Raw genomic sequence first — 25,302 nt, 5'->3', positions numbered from 1 at the left:
CCTCACGTCTCCCGCCGCTCGTTGACCGCGGACGGTCGGCGCCCGCGCCGTCCAGTGTCCCAGCCCGCACCAACCGGACGAGCTCCGGACCACAGAACGGTACCGATCAGTTCCGTATCGGTGTACGGTACCGATCGTGCCCACCGATGCCCGCGCCCGGCTGCTCGCCACCGCGGAGGAGATGTTCTACGCCGAGGGCGTCCGCGCCGTCGGCGTCGACGCGCTGCTGGCGCGCTCCGGCGTCGGGCGGGCGTCGTTCTACCGTCACTTCCCGAGCAAGGACGACCTGGTGACGGCCACCATCAAGGCGACGGGGGCGGCGTTCCGCGCCTGGCTCGCCGACGAAGTCGCAGCCCGTGGCGGGCACCCGCTCGCCGTGTTCGACGCGCTGGACGACCGGTTCGCGTCCCCCGGCTTCCGCGGGTGCGCGGCGATCAACGCGATGGTCGAGGCGGCGGAACCGACCAGTTCCGCGCACCTCGCCGCCGCCGACCACAAACGATCGGTCACCGACTACCTGGACGGCCTGCTCAGCGCCGCCGGGTACGCCGGCCACGCCCGGCTGGCCGACCAGCTGATGCTGCTGGTCGACGGCGCGATGGTCACTGCACTGCGCAGGCCGGGGGCGGCGGGCGACGCCCGCCGGATCGCCGAGGCACTGCTGGATCCCGAGGAGAGACGATGAGCCGCTTCGCCCAGCTCGCATACACCGACACCGTCCGGGCCCTGCAGCACGAGAACGGCAGCGACCGGGCCAACCGCATCGGCACCGAACCCGAGCCCGACGACCTGCTCGGCGAGCCGGAGCGCCGGTTCCTGAGCACCCGCGACGGGTTCCACCTGGCCAGCGTCGGCGAGACCGGATGGCCGTACATCCAGTTCCGCGGAGGGCCGCCCGGGTTCGTGCACGTCCTCGACGAGCACCGGTTCGCGTTCGCCGACGTGCGCGGCAACCGCCAGTACGTCACCACCGGCAACCTGCGCACCGACGACCGGGTCGCGGCGTTCTTCATGGACCACCCGACACGGACCCGGGTGAAGCTCCTCGGCCGCGCCCAGGTCGTGCCGGCGATCGAGGGTGACCCGCTGACCGAGCGCCTCACCGCACCGCGGACCGACGGGCGCGTGGAGCGCCTGATCGTCGTCCGGGTCGAGGGCGTGGCCTGGAACTGCCGTCAGCACATCACGCCGCGCTGGTCGGCCGACGAGCTCGACGAGGTCTGGGGCCGGCTCACCGACCGGGTCACCGAGCTCGAAGCCGAGAACGCGATGCTGCGCGAGCGCCTTCTCGCGGGATAGGTTCGCCGCTGCGGCGCGGCGATGAGGAGATGCGAGATGGCCCTGGCCCCGGACCTGACGGGAACCCGGAGCGAGCCGGTGAGCTTCGTGTGGGAGCGCGACGATGTCCTGCTCTACGCGATCGCGGTCGGCGCGGGCGGCGCCGACCCGACGGCGGAGCTGGCGCTCACGACGGAGAACACGGCCGACGTGAAGACGCAGGTGCTGCCGACCTACGCGAACATCATCACGCGCGGCGCGCGCGTCCCGCTCGGCGACTTCGACCCGGCGATGCTCGTGCACGCCGAGCAGTGGTTCCGGGTGCACCGCCCGCTGCCGCTGTCCGGCCGGGCACGGGTGACCGCGCAGGTCACCGACGTGCTCGACAAGGGGTCCGGCGCGCTCGTGCGGACCGAGTCGGAGGCCGTCGACGCCGAGACCGGCGCCAAGCTCGCGACCACCGCGCAGACCGTGTTCATCCGCGGTGAGGGCGGGTTCGGCGGCTCGCGCGGCGAGTCGTCGGCGTCACCGGTGCCGGACCGGGCACCCGACCACGAGATCACCTACCGGACCCGGCCCGAGCAGGCGCTGCTCTACCGGCTGACCGGTGACCGGAACCCGCTGCACTCGGACCCGGCGTTCGCCGCCCGCGGCGGCTTCGACCGGCCGATCCTGCACGGCATGTGCACGTACGGCTTCACCGCCCGCGCGCTGCTGGAGACCGTCTGCGGCGGCGACACGACCCGGTTCTCCGCGATGGACGCGCGCTTCACCCGCCCGGTGCTGCCGGGCGACGAGCTGACCGTCCGGATCTGGGACGAGGGTCCGACGGCGTTCTTCCGCACGACGAGCGGGGAGCACGTCGTGCTCGACCGCGGGCGTCTGGACCTGTCCGGACGCTGAGGCTCAGCCGGGCCCGGCACCGTTCGTCGACATCAGCGCGTGCCGGGGCGCGGGCCCCTCGATCTCCGGCACGGGCACCGGCCCGCCGTAGGCGAGCATGCCGAGCGCGTCCAGCGCGGCCAGCTGCGGGTAGATCCGGCCGGGCTCGTCGCGGTGCGGCCAGCGGTGGTCGAGATCGCGGAACGAGACCGCCCTGCGGCGCAGGACGGCCAGGAAGCTCGGGTTGTCCCGCAGGAACCGCGCGTAGGCCGCACGCAGGTCGTCGCGGCGGACCAGGTCGCCGCAGACGAACCCGAGGACGTCGGCCCCGATCTCGTAGACGTACTCCCCGCACAGCGCGACGACGAACGGCGCCGTCCACGGCTCGTCGGACGCGAACAGCTCGCGCACGGCGCGCTGCCGGGTGCCCGCCCGGTCGCTGCGGGTCATCCACGCCGCGAGGACGGTCTGGGCGCGCCGGTTCTGCCGCGCCGTGCGTGCGGACGACGGCCACGGGTGCGAGAGCCGGTAGGGCAGCTGGACCAGGCGGCCGTCGACGTGCAGGTCGTGGTCGGCGACTCCACCACCGGTGTCCTGGACCAGCTGCGGGGTGACGTGCCCCCACGGTGCCAGCATCCCGAGCGCGACGTGCGCGTCGCGGCGGACCGGCGCCGGTACGGACCGCAGCAACAGGCCCGCGTACACGGGCGTCGGTAGCTGCGGCACCACCACACGGTACTTCGATCGGAGGACGCGACGGTCACCGACCGTCCGTACATCCGGCGTACCACCACTCGTCCGGCGGGAGGAGCGCTGTCCGGCGCAGCACCACCGCCCGCCGTCCGAGGCGGCACCCGGGCGCCGGGTGTCGCGCCGCGCGCTGCTCAGGACGCTCGGGCCGGCGCGGGTGCCGGGCCCGACGGCACGGTGCAGACTCCGGGCCGTGAGCCGTGCCAACGAGAAGCAGATCCAGAGCTGGGACGGTCCGGGCGGCGGGTTCTGGGCCGCGCACGCCGGGCACTTCGACCGCGGCGTGGCCGCCTACCAGTCCGATCTCGAGGACGCGACCGGCGCGGGCCCCGGCGACCGGGTGCTCGACGTCGGCTCCGGGAACGGGACCACCGCCATCGGGCTGGCCGGCCGCGGGGCGGGCGTCCTCGGCATCGACGTCTCGCGGTCCATGCTCGCCGTGGCCCGCGAGCGCGCCGCTGTCGCAGGCCTCCCCGGCGTGGAGCTGCTGTGCGCCGACGCGCAGACCCATCCGTTCGAGCCCGGCTCGTTCGACGTCGTCGTGAGCCGCCACGGCGTCATGTTCTTCGACGACCCGGCCGCCGCGTTCACGAACCTCGCCCGGGCACTGCGACCGGACGGCCGCCTGGCGCTGCTCGTCTGGCAGCCGCTCGAACGCCAGGAGTGGCTGGTCGCGTTCATGGGCGCACTGCGGGCGACCCCGCCCGGACCGGACGGGCCGAGCCCGGTGTCGTTCGGCGATCCGGAGAACGTGCGCCGGCTGCTGGACAGCACCGGCTTCGTCGACGTCGACGTGTCCGGACTGGACCGTCCGATGTGGTACGGCGACGACGTCGGCGACGCGACCGCCTTCGTCGAGGGACACTTCTCCTGGGCGCTCGAGGCGCTGGGCCCCGGCGAACGCGCGACGGCCCGGGACGCCCTCCGGACGGTGATGGCCGAGCACGAGACACCGGACGGCGTACTGTTCCGGTCCGCGTGCTGGCTGGTGACCGCCCGCAAGGGGCCCCGGCGGTAGTCGTCAGAACGTGATCAGTGGCTTGACCACGTTGTCGGACTTGGTCCGCATCATCTCGAACGCGGCCTCCGCGTCGCCGATGCCGACACGGTGCGTGGTCATCGGCGTCGGGTCGACCTTGCCGGTCGCGAGCAGCCGCATGATCCGTTCCATCCGGTCCCTGCCGCCGGGACACAGGTCCGTGGTGATCCGCTTGCCGGCCATGCCCAGCCCGAACGCGTCCAACGGGATGGTGAGCGTCGGCCCACCCTCGCCGTGGTAGCCGACGTTGGAGATCGTGCCGCCCTCCTTCGTCGCGTACAGGCAGCCCTCCCACGTGGCCTGCGAACCGAGCGCCTCGACGGCCGAGTCCACGCCGCCGTGGGTGATGTCGACGATCTGCTCGGCGACGTTGCCGTCCGCCGGATCGATCACGATGTCGGCGCCGAACTGCTTGGACAGCGCCGCACGGTTCGGGATGCCCTCCACCGTGATGATCAGCCCGGCGCCGAGGAGCTTCGCGCCGATCGTCGCGGACAGCCCGACGGCGCCCTGCGCGAACACGGCGACGGTGCCGCCCAGCGGGATGTGCGCGTTCTGCGCGCCCGCGAACCCGGTCGAGAGCATGTCGCAGGCGTAGACGGCGACCTCGTCGGCCAGGCCCTCCGGGATCGGGGCGAGGTTGTAGTCGGCGTCGTTGACGTGGAAGTACTCGGCGAGGTTGCCGTCCTTCTGCACGGTGAAGCGGTAGCCGCCGAGCGGCCCGCCGCACTGCGACGACAGCCCGCGCTGGCAGTTGTCGCACGTCCCGTCCGGTGTCACGGCGTTCACCGCGACCCGGTCGCCGACCTTCGCCCGCGTGACGCCCTCGCCGACCTCGTGCACGACGCCGACGCTCTCGTGTCCGAGCAGCCGCCCGTAGGGCACCGGCAGCACGCCGGCCACCGTGTGCACGTCGGACGTGCAGATCAGCGACGCCGTCGAACGCACGACGGCCTCGCCGGGGCCGGCTTTCGGGATCTCCCGGTCGATCAGCTGAACCGTCCCCGCGTCGACGAACGCGAGGCACTTCATGGTGTCCGGCACGGTGCGTCTCCCTATGAGTCGAGCAGTTCGTTCAGGTGCTGGTCCACCTGGCCGATGTAGGTCGGGGCGACGCCGAACAGCCCGAGGTGGCCGAGGACGTCGTCGATGATCCGGAGCTGGGCGTTCGGCGTCAGCTCCAGTTCGGACTCGTGGTCGCGGACCGGGAAGAACATGTCCTCGTTGATGGGCATCACCCGGGCGGTGGCCCGGTTGCGTCCGAGCGCGGCGGCGAGGTCGCCACCGGTGTGCCGGGCGACGTCGCCGCGCTGCCACTTCCAGGCCATGCACAGCAGGTCGTTCGGGTCCATCGCGGTGAAGTACGGCTCCAGGAAGCCCTCCATGAAGGCCTCCTTGGACTCGAACTCCAGCGCCCGCCAGACCTCCTGCTTCCAGAACTCCGTCGAGAAGCCCATCACGGCCCAGATCCCGGCATGGCGTTTGAGCCCGGCCTCGACGTCGGCGTTGGACGAGTACTCGCCGTCCTTGAATCCCGGATCCGAGGTGATGGCCTCCATCAATGCCTTCGTGTAGAGGAAGTCGTGCGGAGTGTTCTGCGCGGTGCCCGCGATCGGCGCCGCGCGCCGCACCTTCTCGGGGAAGCGCACCATCCACTCGTAGGTCTGCTGGGCGCCCATCGACCCGCCGACGACGAGCTGCAGCTGCTCGATCCCGAAGTGCTCGCGCAGCAGACGCTCCTGCGCCACGACGTCGTCGCCGATGCGCACGTGCGGGAACTTCGACATCCCGATCGACGCGTTCGCACCCGACGCGTTGTGCGGGGACGTGGACAGCCCGTTGCCGATCTGGTTGATCACCACGATGAAGTACCGGTCGGGGTTCAGCGCGTGGTCGGGACCGATGTAGACGTCGCGGAAGATCTGGTGCGTCCCGGAGTACCAGGTGGTGACCAGGATGGCGTTGTCGCGTGCCTCGTTGAGCGTTCCGAAGGTGGCGACGGCGAGGTGGCAGTCCGGGATGGACCCGCCCTCCTCCAGGTCGAGCCGGCCGATGCCGATCAGCTCGTAGTCCCCGTGGAACTCGGGTGTGTAGTACGCGTTCTCGATCACTGCAGGGCCTCCTCGCGCGGGTCGGCGTCGACTCTGTTCCCGCGCGACGACCCGGACGTGTCCCAATCCCGGACACGCCGCGCCCTTGACGTTGCCGTCACCATGTGACGAGGAGCACACGGAGGTGCGAGATGGGCACGGACGGCGACCAGCGGGAGCTGCTCACCACCGCTCTGGCCGAGTTCCTGACCGAGGGCGCACTGCCGGAGCAACGGGGAGTCCCCAACCACGTCGCCGCGTCCTGGCGGCGCAGCGTGTCGCGGGGCGTGCAGCCCGACGTCGTGGAGAACGACTACTACTCCGAGCTCGACGTCGACTCCCGGCTCGTGCGCTGCGCCCGCCCGGAGATCGAGCACCTGGCCGAGCAGATCAGCGCGATCCCGGCCTGCGTGGCCCTCACCGACGACAGGGCCCGGATCCTCGGACGCTCGGACACCGGCCCCGGGTTCGGCCGCGTCCTCGATCACGTCTACTTCGCCCAGGGCTTCGGCTACGCCGAGAACACCGTCGGCACGAACGGCGTCGGGACGGTGCTGGAGTTCGGCGAGTCGGTACACATCGTCGGCGCGGAGCACTTCGTCGAGTTGCTGCACCCGTTCGCCTGCGCGGGCGCACCGGTCCGCGACCCGTTCACCGGGCGGATCGAGGGTGTGCTCGACATCAGCTGCCAGGCGCAGCACTCGCACCCGATGCTGCACACGCTCGTCCGTACCGCGGCGTCCCGGATCGAGCGCAACCTGCTGCTCGACCGCGACCGGGTGCCGCAGGCGCTGTTCGACGCCTACAGCCGCGTCGACGCCCGCACCCGCGGTGCGGTGCTGGCCGTCGGCCCGCGAATGGTCACCGCGAACACGGCGATGCAGACCCTGCTCGACGGCCCCGACCAGGAGGTGCTGCGTGAACACGCCCGCTTCCTCATGCACGGCCGGGCCGCCGTCGACGACCGGATCGACCTCCCGTCCGGTGCGCGGGTGCGGATGCGGGGGTCGACGGTGCGGGTCGGCGGCGATGTTGCCGGGCTCGTCTGTGTCGTCTCGGTGCTCGACGAGATCGACGCCCGCCCGGCCGCACCGCAGGTCAGGGCGCCCCGTACGGGTCTGGCCCCGAGCAGCTCACCCGCCTGGCTGGCGGCCGCGCAGACGGTGGAGGGCGCGCTGCGCGACGGAAGCCCGGTCGTCGTGCTCGGAGAGCCCGGCAGCGGACGCAGGCGTCTGCTGTGCGAGCTGTTCTCCCAGGTCGGCGGCCGCGCCGTCCCGGTACCGGCGGACCGCATCGAGGCCGGTCCGGCCGAGGCCGTGACGCGCCTGCGCGGTGACAGCGGCGACGCCACCGGCTGCGCCGTGCTGCCGGTGCTGTGCGACCTCGACCGCCTGTCGCCGGAGACCGTCGCCGCGCTGCACCGGGAGCTACAGGAGCCGGGGAGACCGGTCGTGGCGGCGACCTGCTCGGGCACCGTTCCCGAACCGCTGCTCGGCCTGTTCCGTGTGTCCGCCGCCGTCCCCGCGCTGCGTCACCGCGGCGGCGACGTGGCCGCGTTGGCGGCGTCGCTGCTCGGGGACCTGACCGCCCACCGCGACGTCCGGCTGAGCCGGGACGCCGAACGCCTGCTGACCCGGCACCGCTGGCCGGGCAACGTGGCCCAGCTGCGGGACGCGCTCGCGGACGCGCTGCGCCGCCGCCCGGTCGGCGTGATCGAGGCGGCCGACCTGCCGGCGTCGTGCCAGAGCACGCCGCGCAGCACGCTGCGCCCGGTGGACGAGGTGGAACGCGACGCCATCGTCGCGGCCATCCGGGAGGCGGGCGGGAACCGCAAGGCGGCCGCCGCCGCGCTCGGGCTGGCCCGGTCCACGCTCTATCGCAAGATCCGGCAGTACGGCATCGACTGCTAGGTCCGTGTCCCGAGTTGGGACACGCCGTCGCCCGCACCCGGTCGCACGATGGCCGGACCGCGAGGGAGACGAGGTGGACACGATGACGAACGCGACGGCCACGGAGACCGTGGACGCGGTGGTGCTGGGTGCCGGGGTCGCCGGGCTGTACCAGCTGCACCAGCTGCGCGAGCAGGGCCTGACCGTGCGGGGGTTCGACGCCGCGAGCGACGTCGGCGGGACGTGGTGGTGGAACCGCTACCCCGGTGCCCGCTTCGACTCCGAGAGCTACGTCTACCAGTACCTGTTCGACGAGAGCCTCTACAAGGACTGGTCCTGGAGCGAGCGTTTCCCCGGCCAGCCGGAGATCGAGCGGTGGATGCACTACGTCACCGACCGGCTCGACCTGCGCAAGGACATCCGGTTCGACACCCGGATCACGGCCGCGCACTACGACGAGGACCGCGGTCGCTGGACCGTCCACACCGACCGGGGCGACGTCGTCGACACCCAGTTCTTCGTGTCGTGCGCCGGCATGCTGTCCGCGCCGCTGAAGAACATCGAGGGCACCGACGACTTCTCCGGCGAGCTCGTGTTCAGCTCGTCCTACCCGGCGGAGGGGCTCGACCTGGCCGGCAAGCGGGTCGCCGTCGTCGGGGTCGGGGCCACCGGCATCCAGATCATCCAGACGATCGCGCCCGATGTCGGGCACCTGACCGTGTTCGCGCGCGGACCGCAGTACGTGCTGCCGATGAAGAACCCGTCCTACGGCCCGCAGGAGCAGGAGGCCTACAAGGCCCGCTTCGACGAGGTGAAGGCGACCCTCCCGCACACGTTCAGCGGGATGGAGTTCGAGTGGGAGCACACCTGGGAGGGCACCAGCCCCGAGCGGCGCGACGAGATCCTCGAGGAGATCTACCAGGACGGCTCGCTCAAGCTGTGGCTGGCGAGCTTCGGCGAGATGTTCTTCGTCGAGGAGATCAGCGAGTACGTCTCGGAGTTCGTGCGGAACAAGATGCGCGAGCGCCTGAACCACGACCCGCACCTGGTCGAGACGCTGGTGCCGACGGACTACGGGTTCGGCACGCACCGGGTGCCGCTGGAGACGAACTACCTGGAGGTCTACCTGCGCGACAACGTCGATCTGGTCAACGTGCGGGACAACCCGATCGCGCAGATCCGCGAGGCGGGCATCGAGCTCGCCGACGGCACGCTGCACGAGTTCGACGTGATCATCCTGGCCACCGGGTTCGACGCGGGTACCGGCGCGCTCACCCGCATCGACATCCGGGGGCGCAACGGCCGGTCGCTGACCGACGACTGGGGCCGCGACATCCGCACGACGATGGGCCTGGCGAAGCACGGATACCCCAATCTGCTGACCACGGCCGTCCCGCTCGCCCCGTCGGCGGCGCTGTGCAACATGACCACCTGCCTGCAGCAGCAGACCGAGTGGATCTCCGACGCGATCAGGGACCTCAAGGCCGACGGCAAGACGACGATGGAACCGACGGCCGAGGGCGAGGACGCCTGGGTCTCCCACCACGACGAGGTCGCGAACGCGACGCTCGTCGCGAACACGACGTCGTGGTACCTGGGCTCGAACGTGCCCGGCAAGCCCCGACGGGTGCTGTCCTACATCGGCGGCGTCGGGACCTACCGGCAGAAGTGCGACGAGGAGGCCGCGGCCGGGTACCCGGCGTTCCGCCGAGAATGACGGGCGTCAGGAGCCCAGCCATCCGGCGAGGTCCAGCCGGGCGCTCCCGGCCGGTTCGAGGTCCCGCAGCGCCGTGAGCAGCGCGTCCATGCGCTGGGCGCCGAGGGTCCCGGTCCGTGCCGCGAGCGCCCGGTCGAACGCCGCGGCGGACTCCCGCAGAAGCCCCCGGCCGTCCGCCGTGATCGTGACGATCTTGCGGCGGGCGTCCTGCGGGTCCGCCGCGCGCTCGACGTAGCCGCGCTCGGCGAGCCGGTCGATCGTCTTGCCGGCCGCCTGCTTGCTGACGCCGAGGCGGTCGCCGAGCTCCGCGGCCGTCGCGCCCGCGGGACCGATGGCCTGCAGCGCGAACCCGTGGACGGGCCGCGCGTGCGGGTGCCCCGCGCGGGCGAGATCGGCGTGCACGTCGTCGACGAGCGCACGGAACGCTCCGAGCAGGCCGAGCGCGAGGTCCGCGCCGGGCGAACCGGAGCTGGCGTTATCCGACAACATGGTTTACCTTTTCGACAACCATGTTGTCGATTATACGGGAGACCACCGTGACCGTGATCCGCCACGCCGACGCCCGGTGCACCAGCACGCCGAATGCGACGATGACGACCCTCGCCTCACCCACTCAGGGCGGCACCGACCAGGCGCTCTGGCGCGTCGAGATGACTCCCGGCGCGGTCGGGCCGCTGCACGCCATGGACGGCGAGCAGGTCTGGACCGTGCTCGACGGCGCCGCCCACGTGGATGTCGGCGACGCGACCGAGGAGCTGAGCGCCGGGGACACGCTCGTGCTGCCCGCCGGCGTCCTGCGCCGCATCCACGCCGACCCGGACGCCGGGATGACCGCCGTCGTCACCGGACGTGGCGGGTCGGTCGCGTCCGGTCCCGACCGCGACCCCGTCGTTCCCGCCTGGATCTCCTGATTTGCCTGGCCGTGGTGGGATATGACCGTGTTGACCGCGCGCAGCAAGGGCATGTGGAGCCGGGAGTACGAGATCGACCTCGACGGGCAGGTCGTCACGTCCTTCCGGTCGAGCTGGTGGGGCAACGGCGGGACGTTCACCGTCGAGGGCCACGAGTACACGGTGAAGAGCAACGCCTGGGGCGCGAAGTTCGGCATGGCCATGGCCGACGGGACCGTCGTCGCCCGTGCCGAGAAGGTCGGGCGGAAGAACTGGAGCGTCGACGCCGAGGGCCGGACGCTGCGTTTCCGCCGCACGTCGATGTGGACCGCTGAGCAGGCGCTGATGGACGGCGACCGGGAGGTCGGGTCGATCCGCAAGCGCAGCATGTGGCGCAACGACGCGGTGGCCGACCTGCCGGGACTCGACCCGGCGCTGCAGATCTTCGTCGTCGCCGTCGTGGTGACCCACTGGGAGCAGAGCGCCGCGGCGGCCGCCTCGTCCTGAGACGTTCGACGGGCGTCGGTCCGGGTAGCGTCGGCTCGTGACCTCGGACGTCGACCTGTCGACCGTGCTCGGGCAGCTGCTCCCGCACGGCACCGTGCACACGCGGGCGATCGACCGGCTCGCCTACGCCCACGACGCGTCGCACTTCGCGCGCACGCCGCGGGCCGTCGTCACGGCCGCGTCCGCGGACGACGTCGGACGTCTGTTCCGCGCGGCGTCGACGACGGGTGTGCCGCTGACGTTCCGCTCCGGCGGGACGAGCCTGTCCGGCCAGGGTGTCACCGACGGGATCCTCGTCGACACGCGCAAGCACTTCAGGGGCATCGAGATCCTCGATGACGGCGCGCGCGTCCGGGTGGGGCCGGGCGCCACGATCCGCGCGGTCAACACGCGACTGGCCCGGTTCGGGCGGATGCTCGGACCGGACCCGGCCAGCGAGTCGGCGTGCACGCTCGGCGGTGTCGTCGCGAACAACTCGTCCGGGATGGCGTGCGGGACGGTCGCGAACAGTTACGCGCTGCTGGACTCGCTGGAGCTCGTGCTGCCGTCCGGGACCGTGCTGGACACCGGCGCGCCGGATGCCGACGACCGGCTCCGCGCGCTCGAGCCGGACCTCCACTCCGGACTGTCCCGGCTGCGCGACCGGCTGCGCGGTGACGAGACGGCGCGCAAGGCGATCGCCCAGCAGTTCTCGTTGAAGAACACGATGGGCTACGGCCTGAACTCGTTCCTCGATCACTCGTCGCCCGCGGCGATCCTCACGCACCTCGTCGTGGGCAGCGAGGGGACGCTCGCGTTCATCGCGTCGATCACGATGCGCACCGTGCCGGTCCTGTCCCACACCCGCACCGGCCTGCTGATCTTCCCGGACCTGCCGTCGGCGAACCGGGCGCTGCCATCGCTCGTCGACTCCGGGCCGGCGACGATCGAGCTGCTGGACGCGACGTCGCTGCGGGTCGGGCAGGGCGACGCGGACGCCGACCCGCGCCTGCGCGCGCTCACCGTGCGCGACCACGCGGCGCTGCTCGTCGAGTACCGCGGGTCCACATCGGAGGAGGTCGACGCGCTGGCCGGACCGGCCGCGTCCCTGCTGTCGACGCTGCCGCTCGACGGCGCGGCCGAGCTCTCCGGCGACCCGGCGGCCAAGGCGCGGCTGTGGCACCTGCGCAAGGGGCTCTACGCCGCGGTGGCGGCAGCCCGCCCGTCCGGCACGGCGGCGCTGCTGGAGGACGTCGCGGTGCCGGTGCCGGAGCTGCTGCCGACGTGCGAGGGGCTCGTCGAGCTGTTCGGCAGGCACGGCTACGAGCACGCGGTGATCTTCGGGCACGCGAAGGACGGCAACGTCCACTTCATGCTCACCGAGCGTCTCGGCGACGGCGGCGGGCGCGACCGGTTCGGACGCTTCACCGACGACATGGTCGACCTCGTGCTCGGCCACGGCGGCACGCTCAAGGCCGAGCACGGCACCGGCCGGATGATGACGCCGTTCGTGCGCCGCCAGTACGGCGACGACCTGTACGACGTGATGCTGGAGATCAAGCGGCTGTGCGACCCGCGCGGCGTGCTGAACCCCGGCGTCGTGCTCGACGACGACCCGACCGCGCACCTCGACAACCTCAAGTCCGCGCCGACCGTCGAGTCCGAGGTGGACCGGTGTGTCGAGTGTGGATTCTGCGAGCCGGTCTGCCCGAGCCGGGACGTGACGCTCACGCCGCGGCAGCGGATCGTGCTGCGCCGCGAGCGGGAGCGCGCGCTGCAGGCGGGCGACCACGCGCTCGTCGCGGAACTGGACGAGGCCTACCGCTACGACGGCGTGGACACCTGCGCCGTGGACGGCATGTGCGCCACCGCGTGCCCGGTCCTGATCAACACCGGTGACCTGGTGCGACGGCTGCGCGCCGAGCGTCCACAGAAGACGGCGGCTCGCGGGTGGGCGTTCGCGGCGAAGCACTGGGGGGCGACGACTCGTCTGGCGGGCACGGCGCTCTCGGTGGCCGGCGCGTTGCCGGGCGGGGCGGCGGGAAAGGTGACGACCGCGCTGCGCAAGGTCGCCGACCCGGAGCAGGTGCCGATGTGGTCGCCGGACCTGCCGTCGTCGGGGAGCGCGCCGCGGGTGCCCGCGCTCGGCGTCGGCACGGCGGCGGCGGTGCTGTTCAGCTCGTGCACCGGGACGATGTTCGGCTCGGGGTCGGGAACGGGGGCGACGGAGGCGTTCGCCCGTCTCTGCGACCGCGCTGGCCTGACGCTGACCGTGCCGGACGACCTGCCGTCGTTGTGCTGCGGGACGCCGTGGAAGTCGAAGGGACTACGCGACGGCGCCACCGCGATGGCCGACCGGGTGCTGCCCGCGCTGTGGGAGGCCACGGGTCAGGGACGGCTGCCGGTCGTGTGCGACGCGTCGTCGTGCACCGAGGGGTTGCGGGTGATGGTCGCCGCGAGCCCGTTCCGAGGTCTCGAGGTGCTCGACGCCGTGGAGTTCACCGCGACGCACCTGTTGTCCGCACTGGACGTGCGCGGGCGCCTGGACCGGATCGTCCTGCACCCGACGTGCTCGGCGCAGCAGATGGGACTGACGCCTGCGCTGCGCACGCTCGCCGGGGCCGTCGCCGACGACGTCACCGTCCCGGACGCGTGGGGCTGCTGCGGATTCGCCGGCGACCGCGGGCTGCTGCACCCGGAGCTGACCGCGTCGGCCACCGCGCCCCAGGCCGCCGAGATCGCGACGATCGACGCCGACGCGCACGCGTCCTGCAACCGCACCTGCGAGCTGGGCATGAGCCGAGCGACCGGTGAGACCTACGTGCACGTCCTGGAACTCGTGGAGCGCGCCACCCGCGCGTAGTGCCACCTCCGCCTGCTCCCCCATTGGCGCGGGCGGGACCAGCGGGGCGGGTGGGACGAGCGGGGCCAGCAGGCGATGCAGTGGCGGCGGGCGACGCGCGGGGTGGTCAGTGGACGGCCGGGGCCGTCCAGAGCCGGTGACCGACGATCACGCCGTAGACCAGCAGGAGCGCCAGTCCGACGAGGAAGCCGAGCGGACCGAACCCCTTCGCACCCGCCATCACGACGGCCACGGCGACCGGCAGCGCGACGGTCCACCACCGGACCACGCCGGCCCGGGCCAGGCCGACCGCCAGCACGATCGGGCCGAGCGTGAAGCCGACGACCATCGGGAGCATCCAGCCCGCGGTGAGCGCCGGCATCGCCTCGACCTCGGCGCCGATCTCCATGGCCGTGTCCGGCCCGAACATCGCGGCCTCCCTGGCGGCGAACCAGTCGATCACGACGCTGCCCGACAGGTTCAGGAACCCGAGCCCGCCGAGCGCGCCACCGGCCCACGCCCAGATCCGGCCGCGTCGGGTCGCCACGGCCAGGCCGGCCAGCAGCAGTCCGACGCCGATCGCGAGGAATCCGTAGTGGAGGATCGTCGCCGCGACGTCCGCGCCCGCCGGGTCGGCTCCGTACGCGACGTACATGCCGCGCGGCTCCGGCTCGGTCGACGGCGGGTCGAAGATCGTGCTCACCGCGGCGAGCACCGCACCCAGCGGCAGGACCACGGCGGCGGCCCGACCGACCGGGCGGAACACGCGTCGCTCCGGGGCGGTCTCCGGCAGGACGGTGACGGTGGCGGCGGTCGGCTCGGTGGTGGTCATCGGGGGCTCCTCGGCTCGTTCTCCCTGGACGACGCAGAGAGTGCTCCGGACTCCGGTCGCGGTCTGTGCCCGCCGACGCGCTCGTTGTGTCGCATCGGCGACACAACGGGGCAAGTGACCGCCCGGATCGGTCCCCGACCATCGACGTCGCACCGATCGCGGTGCGGACCGCCCTCGAACCGGCATACGTGTGACGTCCTGTCCTCCGACATCGCACTCATCGCGGTGAGGATCGTGGTCCGACCGCGATGGGTGCGATGTCGACCGGGATGCGGCCGACCCCGATGCGGCCGACCCCGATGCGGCTGACCCGGACCCCGCCGACCCGGGACGCGGCCGACCCGGGACGCGAGCGACCGAGACGGATCGGCCTCGCGGACGGCGGGTGCGTCGAGGCGGGGTCGGCTCACCACACGGGCGGCGTGGACGTCGCACCTGCGAACGACCTGGCGGAACCGACCCGGCAGACGGGTCGGCCGACGACCCTGGGCCCATGACCGTGCCGGGGTGGCCGACCGTGTTCCGGGGTTCGGACGCCGTCGCGGCCGGCCTGGTGACGTGGGCCCGGTTGCTCGGACCCGGGTTCGAGCGCCTGCTGCCGGACACGTACGCCGCGGCCGGACACGAGTCCGGCCTGCTCCTGCGATCGGTCGCGGCGTCCCGGTGGTCACGCGGGCGCGGGGTGCTCTCCGGCTACTCCGCGGCCGAGGTGCAGGAGGCGTCGTGCGGGCCGCTCGGGGCACCCGCCGAGATCACGGTCGCCGAGCACGTCCTGCGCAGCCGGGCCGGTGTGACCGTGCGCCGAGGCGAGCTGCACCCGGACGAGGTGACGATGGTCGACGGCCTGCTCGTCACGACACCGCTGCGGACAGCGTTCGACCTGGGCAGGCGGCTCGAGTTCGTCGAGGCCGTCGTCGCGGTGGACGCGCTCGCCCGGGTGCACCGGTTCCCGCCCGATCTGCTGCTCGGCGTCGCCGTCCGGTACCCGCGCCGGCGAGGTGTGAGCCGCCTGACGGACGTGCTGTCCGCGGCCGACGCCCGGTCCAGTTCGCCGCCGGAGACCCGGCTGCGGCTCGTGCTCACCGGGGCCGGGCTCCCGCGTCCGGCCGTGCAGCACCCCGTCCTCGACGACGACCGTCGCCGCGCCGTGTGGCTCGATCTCGCCTACCCCCGGCACCGGCTCGGTATCGAGTACGACGGCGGCGACCATCTCGATCCGAAGCAGGTCGTGAAGGACATCGAACGCCACACCCGTCTCGCCGCCGCGGGATGGCGCGTCCTGCGCTACACCGCCCGGGACATCCGGCGTGACCCCGGACGGATCGTCCGGGAGGTCGGCGCCGCCCTGACGCAGCCGGCGGCAGGCTGACGCCACGACCTGGTCGTGCGCCTCCCCGGACGAGTCGCGACGGTGCCGTGGGCACCTCAGGCCGGCTCGTCCCGCCGCGCCGCAGGGTCACGGGCGGGTCCTGTGTGGTTCGCGCCGGACCCGCCATGCCGGGCGACGCCCGGCCGACATCACAGCCATCGCGGTAGCCGCCGCCTCCGGACCGCCACACGTGCGATGCCGACCGGACAGGGTCCGGCCGTGTCGCACCCGCTACACAAGCACTAGCGTCCGGTCCGTGCGCTGGTCCATCTCGATCCCGCAGCAGGACCCCGACGGCGTCGACGACGTCGGGCTCACGGAGTACCTCGCCCGTGCCGAGGAGCTGGGCTTCGAGGCCGGGTGGGTGATGGAGCAGGCCATCGGCCCGACCCCGATGCTCGCCCCGCTGGAGCTGCTGTCCTACGCGGCGGCGTGCACCAGCAGGATCCGGCTCGGCGTCGCGGTGATGGTCACGTCCCTGCACGACCCGTTGCAGCTCGCCGCGGCGGCGACCACTGTGGACCGACTGTCGCACGGCAGGCTCGATCTCGGCGTCGCGCCGGGTGGCGGGTTCCGGCAGTTCGCCGCGTTCGGGGTCGACCGGGAGACGTTCGTGTCCCGGTTCGTCGAAGGCCTGGACCTGATGAAGGCCGCGTGGTCCGACGAGCCGAGGGTCACGTTCCACGGCCGGTTCCGCCAGCTCGACGACCTGCCGATCCAGCCGAAGCCGGTGCAGCGCCCGCACCCGCCGATCTGGTTCGGCGCCAACGCCCCGACGGCGCTGGCGCGCGCCGTGCGGCACGGCGACGCGTTCCTCGGCGCCGGGTCGGCCACGACGGCGTCGTTCCGGGAGCAGGTCCCGGTCCTGCGCGCCGAGATGGAGCGCCACGGGAAGCGGGAGTTCCCGATCGGCAAGCGCGTCTACCTCGTCGTCGACGACGACCCGGAGCGAGCCCGGGAGCGCGTCGTGGACGGGCTGCGCGGCATCTACGGGCCGATGCGCGGTATCGAGGACGTCCCGGTCAGCGGCACGCCCGACGACGTGGCCCGCGGCCTGCGCGAGGTCGTCGACGCCGGCGCCGAGACGATCCTGCTCAACCCGCTCGGCGGCAGCCTGGGCGGCGACCGTGAACAGATGGAGCGTCTCGTCGCCGACGTCCTCCCCCGCGTCGACGAGCCGTAGCCGCCGTGGGCCTGCTCTCCGACATGTCCGAGGAGGACCGCCGCGAGGTGCTGGACAGCGGACGGGTCCGCCGGTTCGCCGCGCGCGAGGTCGTGTTCCACGAGGGCGACCCGGCGGACACGTTCCTGCTGATCGAGGCCGGACGGCTGGCCGTGCGCGCGGTGTCCCCCGCAGGCGACACGGTGACGTTCGGCGTGTTCGGGCCGGGCGAGGTGGTCGGCGAGCTCGCCCTGATCTCTGACGGCGGGCGGCGCAGCGCCACCGTCGTCGCGCTGGAGGCGACCGAGGTCCGGTCGTTCACCGCCGCGACGTTCCACCGCCTGCGCCGCACGAACGCGGGGGCCGATGCGTTCGTCCTGCGAACGCTCGCGGCCGACGTCCGGCGGCTGTCCGGGCTGCTGCTGGACGCGCTGTACCTGCCGGTGGAGACGCGGGTGCTGCGACGGCTGGCCGACCTCGAGCCCCGCTACCGCCGCGGCGTCGTGGGGCCGACGGCCGTCCCGCTGACCCAGGACGAGCTCGCGTCGCTGGCCGGCGCGAGCCGCGCGACCGTGAACCGGGTGCTGCGCGGCGCGGAGGCCGAAGGCCTGGTGGAGCTGCGTCGGGGTCGGATCCTGGTCGTCGACCCGGACGGTCTGCGCCGGCGGGGCGACGAGTAGTTGTTCGGACAACTCCGAGGGGCACGACCACCTGCTGAGTGCGACGCCGAGCCGAGCCCGGAACCTGTACGGACAGCACGCCGTCCGTTTCCTGACAGATGGACGAATACTTGTCCGCGGTCGGAGCGGCGCGCACCCTGATCGGGTGACGACGTGCCCGGGACGGCCATCGCGTCCCGGCATCCACCGGGACGACCATGTCGTGCCGCCATGGGACCTGGAGCCGTTCTGGCCTTCGCGCCGCGCTCCGCTGTTCAGCGAACGGTGTCACTGAGACCCCTCCTGCCCGGCCTCCGGCGACGCCGTGTCCCGACCCGCGCGTCCCTCCCCGAGGCGCCTCCGCGCGCCTACCCGAAAGGACCGCACGACCCATGTCCCCGCGCACCACCACCCGCTCGCGCTCCCTGGTCGTCCTGCTCGCCCTGCTGGCCGTCGTCGGCCTGCTGTCGGCGTGCTCCCGTGCCGACGACAGCAGCTCCTCCGCCGCGGGCGGGCAGACCTCCCCCGCGCAGGAGGTCAAGCTCGGCTACTTCCCGAACATCACCCACGCCCCGGCGCTGATCGGTGTCTCGCAGAACTTCTTCGCCCAGGAGCTGGGCCAGACGAAGCTGACCACGCAGACGTTCAACGCCGGACCGGACGAGGTCAATGCGCTGCTCGGCGGCTCGCTCGACGTCGCGTTCATCGGCTCCAGCCCGGCGATCAACGCGTTCGCCAAGTCCAAGGGCGAGGCCATCCGGCTGATCGGCGGTTCGACGACCGGTGGCGCGCAGCTGGTGACCACACCGGACATCACGTCGCCGCAGCAGTTGCTGGGCAAGACGATTGCGACGCCCCAGGCCGGCAACACCCAGGACGTCGCGCTCAAGAAGTGGCTCAAGGAGAACAACCTGCCGATCGGCACCGGTCCGAACGCGGTGACCGTCCAGAACATCGACAACCCGCGCACGCTCGACCTGTTCAAGCAGAAGCAGGTGGCGGGCGGCTGGCTGCCGGAGCCGTGGAGCTCCCGGCTGGTGGACGCGGGCGCCAAGGTGCTCGTCGACGAGAAGTCCCTGTGGCCGGACGGCAAGTTCCCGACCACGGTGATCATCGCGCGCACCGACTTCGTGAACCAGCACCCGCAGACGATCGAGGCGTTGCTGCGCGGCGAGCAGAAGGCGATCGACTTCGCGACGTCGAACGCGGCCCAGGCCAGGACCGTCACGAACGACTCGATCAAGCAGGTCACCGGCTCGTCGCTGAGCCCGAAGGTGCTCGACCGCGCGTTCAACGAGCTGTCCTTCGACTCCGACCCGCTGGCCGCGACGTTCCCGCAGCTGTCCAAGGACAGCGTCACGGCGGGGGCCACCCCGAGCGAGACCGACCTGAAGGGCTTCCTGAACGTGACGGCGCTGAACACGGTCCGCCAGGCGGCGGGCAAGCCGGCGGTCGACACGGCCGGGCTGGAAGCCGCGCAGTAGCGGTAACGGTGCAGCTGCAGGACCGAGTACCCACACCCACGAGGAACGGGACGAGATCATGACGGTCGAGATCGAACAGGCTCGCCGCGAGCGGACCCGGCACACCGCGGTCGAGCTGGCCGGCGTCGGCAAGACGTTCGGCACCGGACCGGACGCGGTGACCGCGCTGCGCGGGATCGACCTGCGGGTTGCGCACGGCGAGTTCGTCTGCCTGCTCGGCGCATCCGGCTGCGGCAAGTCGACGCTGCTCAACCTGCTCGCCGGGCTGGACGGAGCGACCGGCGGCACGGTCGCCGTGTCCGCGTCGCGGCCGTCGTTCATGTTCCAGGAGGCCGCGCTGATGCCGTGGCTGACCGCGGCACGCAACGTGGAGCTGCCGCTGCAGCTCGCCGGCTGGTCACGGCACGCCCGCCGGGACCGGGCGGCCGAGCTGCTCGGGCTCGTCCGCCTGGACGGCGTCGGGGCCAAGCGGCCGCACGAGCTGTCCGGCGGCATGCGCCAGCGGGTGTCGCTGGCGCGTGCGCTGGCCGCCGCCACGTCGTCGGACTCCGACGAGGGTCCCGGGCTGCTGCTGATGGACGAGCCGTTCGCGGCCCTGGACGCGATCACCCGCGACGTGCTGCAGGGCGAGCTGCTGCGCGTGTGGGAGGCCACCGGCACGACGATCGTGTTCGTCACGCACGACGTCCGCGAGGCCGTCCGCCTCGCCCAGCGCGTCGTGCTGCTGTCGTCGCGGCCCGGCACCGTGGTCAAGGAGTGGGACGCCCGCTCGCACCGCGACGGCCTCACCGACGAGATCACCGGCCGGCTCCGGCAGGTGATCACCAGCCATGCCGCCTGAGGACCGCGACGGCGGAGCCAACGGCACGGGGATCACGGTCGTCGAACGCGAGAACGACTCGGCGGCCGCGGTCGCCGGTCTGGACGCGCTGGACACGCCGACCGTTCAGCAGAGGCCCTGGTGGCGGCGCGCGCTCTCGGCCGGGCTGCCGCCGCTGGGCGCGCTCGTCATCGTCGTCGTGGTCTGGCAACTGGTCTGGGCCTCCGCGATCCTGCCCGTCTACCAGCTGCCCTCCCCCGGCGACGTCGCCGGGAAGTTCGGCGAGATCGTCGCCGACGGCAGCATCTGGTCGATCCTGTGGACCTCGATCAGCCGCGGCGTGCTCGGGTTCCTGCTCGCCCTCGTCATCGCCACCCCGCTCGGGCTGCTCGTGGCCAAGGTCAGCGTCGTGCGGCGGGCGATCGGGCCGCTGCTGTCCGGGCTGCAGTCGCTGCCGTCGGTGGCCTGGGTCCCCGCCGCGGTCCTCTGGTTCGGGCTGACCGACGCCACGATCTACTTCGTCGTGCTGGCCGGCTCGATCCCGTCGATCGCGAACGGGCTCGTCGCCGGCATCGACCAGATCCCGCCGATCCTGCCCCGGGCGGGTCAGGTGCTCGGTGCCCGCGGGTTCGCGTCGGCCCGGCACATCCTGCTGCCGGCCGCGCTGCCCGGCTACCTGGCGGGCTGCAAGCAGGGCTGGGCGTTCTCCTGGCGCTCGTTGATGGCCGCCGAGATCATCGCCGCCGGCCCGCTGCTCGGCGTCGGCCTCGGCGCCTATCTCAAGAACGGCAGCGACTTCAACGACATCTCCGTCGTCTTCGCCGCCGTGCTGCTGATCCTCATCGTCGGCATCGGGATCGAACTGCTCGTGTTCCGGCCGATCGAACGCCGCGTCCTGCGGGCGCGCGGCCTGGCCCCGGCCGCCTGATCGCACGTCCACAGAGCGGGATCCGGCCCGCCGGACCGGTCGACCTGTCCGGTCCGGCGGGCCGTCCTCCCGCGATCTGGGAGCACGGTGTGTCCGTTGTCCCCCAGCGCTTGCGACGTTGCTGTCCGGTCCGGACCCTCGTTCGGGTGACCGACCGCTGGGACCTGACGTGGCGCCTGCACGTCGACCTCATGCGCACGGCCGGCTACACCTGTCGCTGACACACGCCGCCCCCCGACCGCTCCGTCCCCCCGGGAGCCCGTGTGTCCACCACCCATCCCCTGCCCTCGGCCGCGTCCGGGGCGCAGGTCCCCCGCGGCGCCACGCCGCGCGTCGGACCGGCCGTGCGCCGGATCGACCTCCGGCGCTGGATCTCCCCGATCGCGATCCTCGTGATCTGGCAGCTGGCGTCGTCCACCGGCCTGCTCGCCGAGGACGAGCTCGCCTCGCCGTGGCGGGTCGTCACGGCCGCCGTCGACGTCACGGTCAGCGGCGAGCTGCCGGAAGGCCTCGGCGTCTCCCTGCTGCGCGTCGTCGCGGGCGTCGCGATCGGCCTCGTCGCCGGCGTCGGTTTCGGGCTGCTGTCCGGCCTGTCGAACTGGGGCGGCCTGCTCGTCGACCCGCCCGTGCAGATGCTGCGCACGCTGCCGCATCTCGCGCTCGTGCCGCTGTTCATCCTCTGGTTCGGCGTCGACGAGACGCCGAAGGTGCTGCTCGTCGCGCTCGGCGTGCTGTTCCCGATGTACCTCAACGTCCACGCCGGCGTGCGGGGCGTCGACCCGAAGCTGCTCGAGGCCGCCCAGGTCTCCGGGTTCACCCGCTCCGAGCGGCTGCGTCACGTCGTGTTGCCCGGTGCGATGCCGAGCACGCTGACCGGGCTGCGGCTGGCGCTGGGCATCGCGTGGCTGTCCATCGTGGTCGCGGAGACCGTGTCCGCGGACTCCGGCCTCGGCTACATGATCATGAACGCACGGGAGTTCCTGCGCACCGACGTGATCGTGGTCGGCCTGGTGGTCTACGCGCTGCTGGGTCTCGGCACCGACGCGCTCGTGCGCCGTCTGGAGCGTCGCGCCCTGCGGTGGCGGCCCTCGTGACCGCCCGGGTGACCGGCCTCGTCCGCGAGTTCGCTGCCGGTTCTCGTTCCGGCAAGCCTGCTCCCGGTGGACGGCGGATCCTCGACGGCCTCGACCTGACCGTCGGCGACGGCGAGTTCGTCGCGCTGCTGGGTCGCAGCGGCTCCGGGAAGTCCACGTTGCTCCGGATCCTCGCCGGACTGGACACCGTCGGCGACGACGGCGTGTCCGGCACCGTCGACGTGCCGGGCTCGGTCGCGATGGCGTTCCAGGAGCCGCGGCTGCTGCCGTGGAGGTCCGTGCGCGACAACGTCTCCCTCGGCCTGCACCGCGACGACGCGGCCGGCATCACGGACCGCACGCTCGCCGAGGTCGGTCTCGCCGAACGCGCCGATGCGTGGCCGCTGACGCTGTCGGGAGGCGAGGCGCAACGCGCGTCGCTCGCGCGGGCACTCGTCCGCGAGCCGGAGCTGCTGCTGCTCGACGAGCCGTTCGGAGCTCTCGACGCGCTGACCCGGATCGCCATGCACCGGCTCGTCCTGGATCTGTGGACCACGCACCGGCCCGGCGTCCTGCTCGTCACGCACGACGTCGACGAGGCACTGCTGCTCGCCGACCGCGTCCTCGTGCTCGACGGTGGCGTGATCGGCCAGGAGCACCGCCCCGGCCCGCGCCCGCGACGGCCAGAGGACCTCGTCGAGCTCCGCCGTCGGGTCCTCACGGAACTGGGGGTCGACGACGATGCGGCCTGACCCGGCGCACCCCGTCGGCTCCTCGCGCACCCCTCCCCGGCGTGCCGCACCGGCTGCAACGGATGCGACACGCCGGAACGGGGTGCGGCACGGACCGGGGACGGCCGCCGCGCACCCGACCGGATCGCGCCGGCTCGTCGGTGCGGCGGGGCTGCTGCTGGCGCTCGCGGTGCTGACCGCGTGCTCGTCGGTGCCGCGGGAACGCCCTCCGGTGCAGCCGCCCGTCGACCCGGCCGCGCTGACCGGCGTCACGCTGCGGGTCGGCGACCAGAAGGGCGGGTCACAGTCGCTGCTCGCCGCGGCCGGCCTGCTGGACACCCCCTACACGATCCAGTGGTCGACGTTCACGTCCGGCCCGCCACTGATCGAGGCGGCCCGGGCCGGGGCGATCGACGTCGGCGCCACCGGGAACACCCCGGTGATCTTCGCGGCGGCCGCGCGGGCGCGGGTCCAGTTCGTCGCCGCGAACCGGGGCAACGTGGTGAGCGACGCCGTGCTGGTCCGGCACGACTCGCCGCTGCGGTCGGTCGCGGACCTGCGCGGCAAGCGGGTCGCCGTCGCCAAGGGCAGCTCGGCTCACGGACAGTTGCTCTACTCGCTGCGCGCGGCCGGGATGACGCTCGACGACGTCGACCTCACGTTCCTCGCCCCGGCCGACGCCTACGCGGCGTTCCAGCAGGGCGACGTCGACGCGTGGGCCACGTGGGACCCGTACACCGCGCAGGCCCAGAACGACGGGGCCCGCACGATCGCCACCGGCGAGGGCACGGCGAACGGGTACGGCTTCCAGGTCGCGTCCAACGCCGCGCTGGCCGATCCGGTGAAGCAGGCCGCCGTCGGGGACCTGCTGGCCCGCGTCGCGGCCGCGCAGCGCTACTCCGACACCCACCGCGCGCAGCGGGCCCAGGTCTGGAGCAGGGAGACGAAGCTCCCGCTGCCGGTCACGATGGCCGCCGCGAACCGCGGGCCGGACCTGCCGATCCCGATGGACGACGCGATGGTCACGTCCGAACAGGAGCTGGCCGACGCGTTCTCCGACGCGGGCGTCATCCCCGGCCGCGTACGCTTCGCCGACTTCGTGGACCGCCGTTTCGAGGCCACCACGCTCGCCGCCCGTGCACCGACGACGACTGGAGCACCGTGAGCATCGTCCCGCACTGGTTCCTGCCCACCTCCGGCGACGCGCGCACGATCGTCGCGCGCCGGCACGCCGACCGCGGGCAGGCCGGCACCACCGAACGCCCCGCCGACCTGGGCTACCTGTCCCAGATCGCCCGCGCCGCGGAGTCGCTCGGCTTCCACGGCGTGCTCACCCCGACCGGCACGTACTGCGAGGACGCCTGGCTGACGACGGCCGCGCTGCTGCGCGAGACGCGCACGCTGCGCTACCTCGTCGCGTTCCGCCCGGGAGTGCTGTCGCCGACGCTGGCCGCGCAGATGGCGAGCACCTACCAGCGCCTGTCCGACGGCAGGCTGATGCTCAACATCGTGACCGGCGGCGACGCCGTCGAACAGCAGCGGTTCGGGGACTGGGCCGACCACGGCGAGCGCTACGCCCGCACCGGCGAGTTCCTGTCCGTGCTGCGCGCGGCGTGGGGCGAGGAACCCTCCGACTTCACCGGCGACCACTACACGGTGGCCGGCGCGACGACCCTTGCACCGCCGGACCCGCTGCCTCCGGTCTACTTCGGAGGGTCGTCGGACCCGGCGCTGGACGTCGCCGCCCGGCACGCCGACGTGTACCTGACCTGGGGCGAGCCGCCGGACGCCGTCGCCGAGAAGATCGGGCGGGTGCGCAAGCTCGCCGCCGAGCACGGGCGCGAGCCACGGTTCGGCATCCGGCTGCACGTGATCACCCGGGACACGGCAGGCGAGGCGTGGGCGCGGGCGTCCGACCTGCTCGCGGCGCTGGACCCGGCCGAGGTCGAACAGGCGCAGGCCGTGCTGCGGACCAGCGAGTCGGTCGGCCAGCAGCGGATGCTTGCGCTGCACGGCGGTCGCACCGACCAGCTGGAGATCAGCCCGAACCTGTGGGCCGGGATGGGGCTCGTCCGCGGGGGCGCCGGGACGGCGCTGGTCGGCAGCCACGCCGAGGTCGCGGACCGGGTCGCCGAGTACCACGAGCTGGGCATCGAGGAGTTCGTCCTCTCCGGCTACCCGCACCTGGAGGAGGCGTACCGGGTCGGCGAGGACCTGCTCCCGGAGCTGGGCCGCCGCGGTCTGCTGGCGCCCCGGCCGGCCTGACCGCACCCCGGGCGGGCGCGCAACCCGTCGTCGCATGGCATCCCGCGAGTTCGCAGGACCTGCGACGCCTGCGAGATCCGGTCCTCCCTGCGAGGCGCGTCGGCGGGCTGCCCGGC

General features: G+C 72.9%; 24 protein-coding genes. 19 read left to right on the top strand and 5 right to left on the bottom strand.

The genetic code is table 11. The features are described from left to right. The first annotated feature begins 136 nt into the window (after positions 1-136). Genes EV378_RS25625 through EV378_RS25615 form a run of 3 tightly spaced genes read left to right on the top strand, consistent with a single transcriptional unit; the run spans position 137 to position 2,181 of the window. Positions 137-685, top strand: a complete 549-nt coding sequence (locus tag EV378_RS25625) for a TetR/AcrR family transcriptional regulator (RefSeq protein ID WP_132429961.1) — start codon at positions 137-139, stop codon at positions 683-685. Further along, complete coding sequence (locus EV378_RS25620) at positions 682-1,299, top strand: pyridoxamine 5'-phosphate oxidase family protein (protein WP_132429960.1); 618 nt, start codon at positions 682-684, stop codon at positions 1,297-1,299. Before EV378_RS25625 ends, EV378_RS25620 begins: the two co-directional genes overlap by 4 nt. A gap of 36 nt (positions 1,300-1,335) precedes the next feature. Continuing rightward, a complete protein-coding gene (locus EV378_RS25615; protein WP_132429959.1) occupies positions 1,336-2,181 on the top strand; it encodes a MaoC/PaaZ C-terminal domain-containing protein in 846 nt (281 codons plus the stop codon). 3 nt (positions 2,182-2,184) lie between these two features. On the opposite strand, the gene EV378_RS25610 is transcribed toward EV378_RS25615, so the two are convergent. Continuing rightward, complete coding sequence (locus EV378_RS25610) at positions 2,185-2,886, bottom strand: hypothetical protein (RefSeq protein WP_132429958.1); 702 nt, start codon at positions 2,884-2,886, stop codon at positions 2,185-2,187. Between the two features lie 217 nt (positions 2,887-3,103). Here EV378_RS25610 and EV378_RS25605 point away from each other — a divergent pair, with 217 nt between their 5' ends. Further along, positions 3,104-3,928 carry a class I SAM-dependent methyltransferase gene (locus EV378_RS25605; protein ID WP_132429957.1) on the top strand — a complete coding sequence of 275 codons (825 nt, stop codon included), beginning with the start codon at positions 3,104-3,106 and terminating at the stop codon, positions 3,926-3,928. A gap of 3 nt (positions 3,929-3,931) precedes the next feature. Here the strand turns inward: EV378_RS25605 and EV378_RS25600 are convergent, their stop codons facing one another. Both EV378_RS25600 and EV378_RS25595 read right to left on the bottom strand, forming a co-directional pair. Continuing rightward, entirely contained in the window at positions 3,932-4,993 is a 1,062-nt protein-coding gene (locus EV378_RS25600; protein ID WP_207908867.1) for an alcohol dehydrogenase catalytic domain-containing protein, read from the bottom strand. An 11-nt stretch (positions 4,994-5,004) separates the two neighbouring features. Continuing rightward, complete coding sequence (locus EV378_RS25595) at positions 5,005-6,060, bottom strand: alpha/beta fold hydrolase (protein WP_132429956.1); 1,056 nt, start codon at positions 6,058-6,060, stop codon at positions 5,005-5,007. A gap of 131 nt (positions 6,061-6,191) precedes the next feature. On the opposite strand from EV378_RS25595, the gene EV378_RS25590 reads away from it, so the two are divergent. Together EV378_RS25590 and EV378_RS25585 are read left to right on the top strand one after the other, a co-directional pair. Next, positions 6,192-7,949 carry a sigma-54-dependent Fis family transcriptional regulator gene (locus EV378_RS25590; protein ID WP_132429955.1) on the top strand — a complete coding sequence of 586 codons (1,758 nt, stop codon included), beginning with the start codon at positions 6,192-6,194 and terminating at the stop codon, positions 7,947-7,949. Positions 7,950-8,031: 82 nt separating this feature from the next. Continuing rightward, positions 8,032-9,645: a flavin-containing monooxygenase gene (locus EV378_RS25585; RefSeq protein ID WP_132429954.1), complete on the top strand. Its 1,614-nt coding sequence runs from the start codon at positions 8,032-8,034 to the stop codon at positions 9,643-9,645. 6 nt (positions 9,646-9,651) lie between these two features. On the opposite strand, the gene EV378_RS25580 is transcribed toward EV378_RS25585, so the two are convergent. Further along, positions 9,652-10,134 (bottom strand): MarR family winged helix-turn-helix transcriptional regulator, encoded by a 483-nt coding sequence (locus tag EV378_RS25580; RefSeq protein ID WP_132429953.1) that lies wholly within the window; start codon positions 10,132-10,134, stop codon positions 9,652-9,654. Positions 10,135-10,181: 47 nt separating this feature from the next. On the opposite strand from EV378_RS25580, the gene EV378_RS25575 reads away from it, so the two are divergent. Genes EV378_RS25575 through EV378_RS25565 form a run of 3 tightly spaced genes read left to right on the top strand, consistent with a single transcriptional unit; the run spans position 10,182 to position 13,884 of the window. Beyond that, positions 10,182-10,556 (top strand): cupin domain-containing protein, encoded by a 375-nt coding sequence (locus EV378_RS25575; protein WP_132429952.1) that lies wholly within the window; start codon positions 10,182-10,184, stop codon positions 10,554-10,556. A 21-nt stretch (positions 10,557-10,577) separates the two neighbouring features. Further along, positions 10,578-11,042 carry a calponin homology domain-containing protein gene (locus tag EV378_RS25570; RefSeq protein ID WP_132429951.1) on the top strand — a complete coding sequence of 155 codons (465 nt, stop codon included), beginning with the start codon at positions 10,578-10,580 and terminating at the stop codon, positions 11,040-11,042. A gap of 37 nt (positions 11,043-11,079) precedes the next feature. Continuing rightward, positions 11,080-13,884, top strand: a complete 2,805-nt coding sequence (locus EV378_RS25565; protein WP_165922480.1) for an FAD-binding and (Fe-S)-binding domain-containing protein — start codon at positions 11,080-11,082, stop codon at positions 13,882-13,884. A gap of 106 nt (positions 13,885-13,990) precedes the next feature. On the opposite strand, the gene EV378_RS25560 is transcribed toward EV378_RS25565, so the two are convergent. Next, positions 13,991-14,695: a hypothetical protein gene (locus tag EV378_RS25560; RefSeq protein ID WP_132429950.1), complete on the bottom strand. Its 705-nt coding sequence runs from the start codon at positions 14,693-14,695 to the stop codon at positions 13,991-13,993. A gap of 493 nt (positions 14,696-15,188) precedes the next feature. Here EV378_RS25560 and EV378_RS25555 point away from each other — a divergent pair, with 493 nt between their 5' ends. The 10 genes from EV378_RS25555 to EV378_RS25510 all read left to right on the top strand — a co-directional run bounded on the left by EV378_RS25555 (position 15,189) and on the right by EV378_RS25510 (position 25,186). Further along, positions 15,189-16,064 carry a DUF559 domain-containing protein gene (locus EV378_RS25555; RefSeq protein WP_132429949.1) on the top strand — a complete coding sequence of 292 codons (876 nt, stop codon included), beginning with the start codon at positions 15,189-15,191 and terminating at the stop codon, positions 16,062-16,064. Positions 16,065-16,320: 256 nt separating this feature from the next. Further along, positions 16,321-17,247, top strand: coding sequence for an LLM class flavin-dependent oxidoreductase (locus EV378_RS25550; protein ID WP_132429948.1), 927 nt, complete (start codon positions 16,321-16,323; stop codon positions 17,245-17,247). 5 nt (positions 17,248-17,252) lie between these two features. Continuing rightward, positions 17,253-17,906 (top strand): Crp/Fnr family transcriptional regulator, encoded by a 654-nt coding sequence (locus EV378_RS25545; protein ID WP_132429947.1) that lies wholly within the window; start codon positions 17,253-17,255, stop codon positions 17,904-17,906. 371 nt (positions 17,907-18,277) lie between these two features. Then, entirely contained in the window at positions 18,278-19,369 is a 1,092-nt protein-coding gene (locus EV378_RS25540; protein ID WP_132429946.1) for an ABC transporter substrate-binding protein, read from the top strand. A 58-nt stretch (positions 19,370-19,427) separates the two neighbouring features. After that, positions 19,428-20,210, top strand: a complete 783-nt coding sequence (locus EV378_RS25535) for an ABC transporter ATP-binding protein (protein ID WP_132429945.1) — start codon at positions 19,428-19,430, stop codon at positions 20,208-20,210. Next, the gene (locus EV378_RS25530) at positions 20,200-21,117 is read left to right on the top strand and encodes an ABC transporter permease (RefSeq protein WP_132429944.1); all 918 of its coding nucleotides are present in this window, start codon (positions 20,200-20,202) and stop codon (positions 21,115-21,117) included. The genes EV378_RS25535 and EV378_RS25530 overlap by 11 nt, the downstream gene beginning before the upstream one ends. Before the next feature lie 263 nt (positions 21,118-21,380). Continuing rightward, complete coding sequence (locus EV378_RS25525; protein ID WP_424511256.1) at positions 21,381-22,211, top strand: ABC transporter permease; 831 nt, start codon at positions 21,381-21,383, stop codon at positions 22,209-22,211. A gap of 8 nt (positions 22,212-22,219) precedes the next feature. Next, a complete protein-coding gene (locus tag EV378_RS25520; protein WP_243653955.1) occupies positions 22,220-22,942 on the top strand; it encodes an ABC transporter ATP-binding protein in 723 nt (240 codons plus the stop codon). A gap of 82 nt (positions 22,943-23,024) precedes the next feature. Next, entirely contained in the window at positions 23,025-24,086 is a 1,062-nt protein-coding gene (locus EV378_RS25515; protein ID WP_243653766.1) for an ABC transporter substrate-binding protein, read from the top strand. Next, the gene (locus EV378_RS25510; protein ID WP_132429941.1) at positions 24,083-25,186 is read left to right on the top strand and encodes an LLM class flavin-dependent oxidoreductase; all 1,104 of its coding nucleotides are present in this window, start codon (positions 24,083-24,085) and stop codon (positions 25,184-25,186) included. The genes EV378_RS25515 and EV378_RS25510 overlap by 4 nt, the downstream gene beginning before the upstream one ends. Positions 25,187-25,302 lie beyond the last annotated feature (116 nt).

The sequence above is a fragment of the Pseudonocardia endophytica genome (assembly GCF_004339565.1).
GTDB classification, from domain to species: domain Bacteria; phylum Actinomycetota; class Actinomycetes; order Mycobacteriales; family Pseudonocardiaceae; genus Pseudonocardia; species Pseudonocardia endophytica.
The sequence above is the reverse complement of the archived record's forward strand: the minus strand, read 5'-3'. Positions and strand labels throughout refer to the sequence as shown.

Excerpts from the sequence above, each read along its gene's own strand:
- EV378_RS25620 (WP_132429960.1), top strand. The coding sequence starts at position 682 with ATGAGCCGCTTCGCCCAGCTCGCATACACCGACACCGTCCGGGCCCTG.
- EV378_RS25615 (WP_132429959.1), top strand. The coding sequence starts at position 1,336 with ATGGCCCTGGCCCCGGACCTGACGGGAACCCGGAGCGAGCCGGTGAGC.
- EV378_RS25590 (WP_132429955.1), top strand. The coding sequence starts at position 6,192 with ATGGGCACGGACGGCGACCAGCGGGAGCTGCTCACCACCGCTCTGGCC.
- EV378_RS25585 (WP_132429954.1), top strand. The coding sequence starts at position 8,032 with ATGACGAACGCGACGGCCACGGAGACCGTGGACGCGGTGGTGCTGGGT.
- EV378_RS25580 (WP_132429953.1), bottom strand. The coding sequence starts at position 10,134 with ATGTTGTCGGATAACGCCAGCTCCGGTTCGCCCGGCGCGGACCTCGCG.
- EV378_RS25570 (WP_132429951.1), top strand. The coding sequence starts at position 10,578 with ATGACCGTGTTGACCGCGCGCAGCAAGGGCATGTGGAGCCGGGAGTAC.
- EV378_RS25560 (WP_132429950.1), bottom strand. The coding sequence starts at position 14,695 with ATGACCACCACCGAGCCGACCGCCGCCACCGTCACCGTCCTGCCGGAG.
- EV378_RS25555 (WP_132429949.1), top strand. The coding sequence starts at position 15,189 with ATGACCGTGCCGGGGTGGCCGACCGTGTTCCGGGGTTCGGACGCCGTC.
- EV378_RS25540 (WP_132429946.1), top strand. The coding sequence starts at position 18,278 with ATGTCCCCGCGCACCACCACCCGCTCGCGCTCCCTGGTCGTCCTGCTC.
- EV378_RS25535 (WP_132429945.1), top strand. The coding sequence starts at position 19,428 with ATGACGGTCGAGATCGAACAGGCTCGCCGCGAGCGGACCCGGCACACC.
- EV378_RS25530 (WP_132429944.1), top strand. The coding sequence starts at position 20,200 with ATGCCGCCTGAGGACCGCGACGGCGGAGCCAACGGCACGGGGATCACG.